Genomic DNA, 4,165 nt, shown 5'->3' with positions numbered 1-4,165 from the left:
GCTCCCGTCGGCCCCGCCTCCGTCGGCCCCGGTGCCGCGGGGCGGCCGTACGGCGGTGTGCCGCTGGTGCGACGTCGGACGGCACCGGTGGCGGCGCTGGCCGTGGGTGGGCTGTTCCTCGTCGTCACCACGATGCATCCGCAGGCGTTGCCCGCGGTCCGCGACACCGGGCAGACCACTGCGGGGATGGCGGCGGTCGGCGCGTGGCTGGACAAGGCCCTGGGGGACGGCACGGTGATCAGTACCCACGAGACACCCGCGCTCGCCTATCACACGGGCCCGACGGTCGTGGTGCTCGACGTGTTCGGCCGGACGGACGAGCACATCGCCCGGGACGCCACGGACCGCGGGTTCGTGGACGGCCGGTTCGTCGCCCGCGACTACGACTACGTGGTGAACGTGCGTCGCCCGATGGTGGCCGTGGACGAGGACGCCTACACCGACGAACAGCAGTGCGGCATCCACCCGGCCTACGCCGGTGTGTACGAGGTGGCCAGCTTCCGGCACGCGCCCGCGGACCACTGGGTCACCCTCTATCTGCGCCGCGCGATGGCTTCGGAACTGGTCGGGCGCCTGGCCGAGCATCCCGACTTCGAGTACGTCTCCTGCCTGTAGCGCGCCGCCGTCCGGGGCGCGGGGTCAGAACCAGCGCTCCAGCACCTGCGCCACCCCGTCCTCGTGGTTGGCCGCGGTGACCTCGTCGGCGGCGTCGAGCACGACCGGGTGGGCGTTGGCCACCGCCACGCCGTGGCCGGACCAGCGCAGCATGTCCAGGTCGTTGGGCATGTCCCCGAAGGAGACGGTGTTCTCGGCGCCCACCCCGAGTTCGCCGGCCACGTGTTCCAGCCCGGTCGCCTTCGTGACGCCGTGCGCGGCGAGCTCGATGAGCCCGCTGCCGGAGGAGAACGTGATGTCCACGACGCCGTCGAGGACGCTGCGCGCGGCGAGGGCCATCTCGTCCGAGTCCATCCTCGTGTGGCTGACCAGCAGTTTCACCGCCGGATGGCCGACCACCTCGGCGCGGGGGACGACGAACCCCTCGCCGTCGCCCCACGGGTTGGAGTACTCCGACTCGATGACGAAGTTGTGCCGGTCCGGGTCCACGGCCGTGGCGCCGATGCGCTCGGCGGCGAGCCGACACCCGGGCAGCGCCGTGTCCAGCGCGTCGGCCACGTCGTTCAGCAGCACCGGGTCGAGCAGACCGTGGACGTGGAGCACCCGGTCGGCGTCGATGTCGTAGACGATCGACCCGTTCGAGCACACGGCGTATCCGGTCAGGCCGGTCGCGTCGGCGACCGGGGGGATCCACCGGGGCGGGCGTCCGGTCACGAGCACCACCGGGACGCCGTCGTCCACGGCCCGCGCGACCGTGTCGACGGTGCGCGGGGTCACCCGCTCCATCGGGGCGAGCAGGGTGCCGTCGACGTCGGAGGCGATCAGGTCGGGTCTGCGCACCCCTCCAGTTTCCCAGATCACGCCCGTGCTGCGGGGTGTGCTGTTTCACCGATAGCGTGTGACGCCGTGCGTGTTGGCATCGTGATCCTTCCCGAGGACAGGTGGTGGGCCGCCGAGCCGAAGTGGCGGGCCGCCGAGGAGTACGGCTTCGACCATGCCTGGACCTACGACCACCTCGGTTGGCGGCACCTGGTCGACGGTCCGTGGTTCAACGCGGTGCCGACCCTGACCGCGGCCGCGATGGTCACCGCGACGATCCCGCTCGGGACGTTCGTCGCCTCCCCGAACTTCCGCCACCCTGTTCCGTTCGCCCGGGAACTGATCACCCTGGAGGACGTCTCGGACGGCAGGACGATCCTCGGGATCGGGGCGGGTGGCCTCGGTTACGACACCGAGGTCCTCGGCGGGCCCGGGCTGTCCCCGGCGCAGCGGGCGGACCGGTTCACCGAGTTCGTGGACGCGCTGGACGGGCTGCTGCGGATCGACGGCTACGACTACTCGGGCACCTGGTACACCGCCCGCGGCGCCCGGAACCTGCCCGGGTGCGTGCAGCGGCCCCGGATGCCGTTCGTCCTGGCGGCGGAGGGGCCGCGGACGATGCGGTGGGCCGCCGAGGCGGGCGAGGGCTGGGTGACCACGGGCAGGCCGGGTGTCGGGGAGAGCCAGCAGCGTTGGTGGTCGGTGGTGGCGGAGCAGGCCGGGCGGTTCACCGACGCCCTGGTCGAGGCGGGGCGTGACCCGGACAGTGTTCCCCGCTACCTCAGCCTCGACGCCGCCCCGGTGTACAGCCTGACCAGCCGGGACAGCTTCGCCGAGGCCGTCGGCCGGGCGGCCGAGCTCGGGTTCACCGACGTCGTCGTGCACTGGCCGCGCAGCAGCGAGCCCTACCAGGGCAGGGAGGCGGTGCTGGAGGGCATCGCCGAGGACCTCCTGCCGGAGGTGCAGGGCCGGGAGAAGCCCGCCGACCGGGAGGACCTCGACGGCCCGGACCCGGATGACCCGGACCCCGACGGCCCCGCGTCCGGGCCGCGGGACACCCCGGAGGACCCGGACGGCCCCGGAGCGTGAGCACGGACGCGGGGTGGTTCCGGCACCACCCGGCGCACCTCCTGTTTCACTCGATCGGGTGAGTTCCGGGAGTTCGGGAACCGTTCCGGTAGCGCGTACGTCGGAGTAGGCACAGGCGCCGCGAGGCACCGGGGGATACAGGGGCCGCTCGACCCTCGTGCGGGGAAGGCCCGGCGCGGCACGGTTGCCCGTCCAGGGGGCGGGCAACCGTGGCCTCGCCGCACGAGGGTCGCGGCACGTCGGTAGCCTTCCGGGGCGTGAGCGCGGACACGAATTCCACAGACATCACGAACGAGGCACACTCCGGTTTCGATCTGGTGGTCGTCGGCTCCGGCTTCTTCGGCCTGACCGTGGCCGAACGCGCCGCCGAGCAGCTCGGCAAGCGGGTGCTGGTGCTGGAGCGACGGGACCACATCGGCGGCAACGCGTACTCGGAGCCGGAGCCGGAGACCGGGATCGAGGTGCACCGCTACGGTGCGCACCTGTTCCACACCTCGAACAAGCGGGTGTGGGACTACGTCACCCGGTTCACCGAGTTCACCGACTACCAGCACCGGGTGTTCGCGAAGTACCAGGGGCAGGTCTACACGTTCCCGATGAACCTGCACCTGATCAACCAGTTCTTCGGGAAGTCGCACTCCCCGGACGAGGCGCGGGAGCTGATCGCCGAGCAGTCGAGCGAGATCGACACCAAGGATGCCCGGAACCTGGAGGAGAAGGCGGTCTCGCTGATCGGCAGGCCGCTGTACGAGGCGTTCGTGAAGGGCTACACGGCCAAGCAGTGGCAGACCGACCCGAAGGAGCTGTCCCCGGCGATCATCACCCGGCTGCCGGTGCGCTACACCTTCAACAACCGCTACTTCAACGACACCTACGAGGGTCTGCCCGTCGACGGCTACACCGCCTGGCTGGAGCGCATGGCCGACCACCCGAACATCGAGGTGCGTCTCGGGGTGGACTACTTCGCCGTGCGCGACCGGATCCCGGAGGGCACGCCCGTCGTCTACACCGGGCCGCTGGACCGCTACTTCGGCTACTCGGAGGGGCGGCTCGGCTGGCGCACGCTGGACTTCGAGCAGGAGGTCGTGCCCACCGGCGACTACCAGGGCACGTCAGTGATGAACTACAACGACATCGACGTCCCCTACACCCGGATCCACGAGTTCCGGCACTTCCACCCGGAGCGCAGCCACTACCCGGACGACAAGACGGTGATCGTGCGGGAGTACTCGCGGTTCGCCTCCGACGACGACGAGCCGTACTACCCGATCAATACCGCCGACGACCGGGAGAAGCTGGAGCGCTACCGCGAGCTGGCGAAGAAGGAGGCGCACGAGCGCAACGTCCTGTTCGGAGGCCGGCTCGGTACCTACAAGTACCTCGACATGCACATGGCGATCGGGTCGGCGCTGTCGATGTTCGACAACAAGATCGCCCCGCACCTGACCGAGGGCACGCCGCTGGACGGGTCGATCGATGCCTGAGACACGGACACCGGACGTGCGCCCGCCCGAGGTGGAACTGCCCACCGCGGGCGACGAGAACCGGCCGTCCGGGGAGGTCGCGCTCCTGGTCACCGTCCAGCGCGGACTGGCCCGGCCCGCCGTGGTGCGGGTCGCGCGGGGACTGTCGCTGTTCGGCG

3 protein-coding genes and 1 pseudogene are annotated in these 4,165 nt (G+C 71.1%); 3 read left to right on the top strand and 1 reads right to left on the bottom strand.

What is annotated here, in order from left to right:
* Positions 1-615, top strand: a pseudogene (locus ACTIR_RS0105405) (hypothetical protein); the annotation flags it as partial.
* 24 nt (positions 616-639) lie between these two features.
* On the opposite strand, the gene ACTIR_RS0105400 reads toward ACTIR_RS0105405, so the two are convergent.
* On the bottom strand, positions 640-1,455 hold the full coding sequence (locus tag ACTIR_RS0105400) for an HAD family hydrolase (protein WP_026453505.1): 816 nt from the start codon (positions 1,453-1,455) through the stop codon (positions 640-642).
* A gap of 81 nt (positions 1,456-1,536) precedes the next feature.
* Between ACTIR_RS0105400 and ACTIR_RS0105395 the strand changes: the two genes are divergently transcribed.
* Complete coding sequence (locus tag ACTIR_RS0105395) at positions 1,537-2,523, top strand: LLM class flavin-dependent oxidoreductase (protein ID WP_026453504.1); 987 nt, start codon at positions 1,537-1,539, stop codon at positions 2,521-2,523.
* A 257-nt stretch (positions 2,524-2,780) separates the two neighbouring features.
* Entirely contained in the window at positions 2,781-4,007 is a 1,227-nt protein-coding gene (gene glf / locus ACTIR_RS0105390) for a UDP-galactopyranose mutase (RefSeq protein WP_026453503.1), read from the top strand.
* The last annotated feature ends 158 nt before the right edge of the window (positions 4,008-4,165 follow it).

The organism is Saccharomonospora iraqiensis subsp. iraqiensis (assembly GCF_000430445.1).
Lineage (GTDB): Bacteria > Actinomycetota > Actinomycetes > Mycobacteriales > Pseudonocardiaceae > Saccharomonospora > Saccharomonospora iraqiensis.
This window is presented reverse-complemented; position numbering and strand designations above follow the sequence as displayed.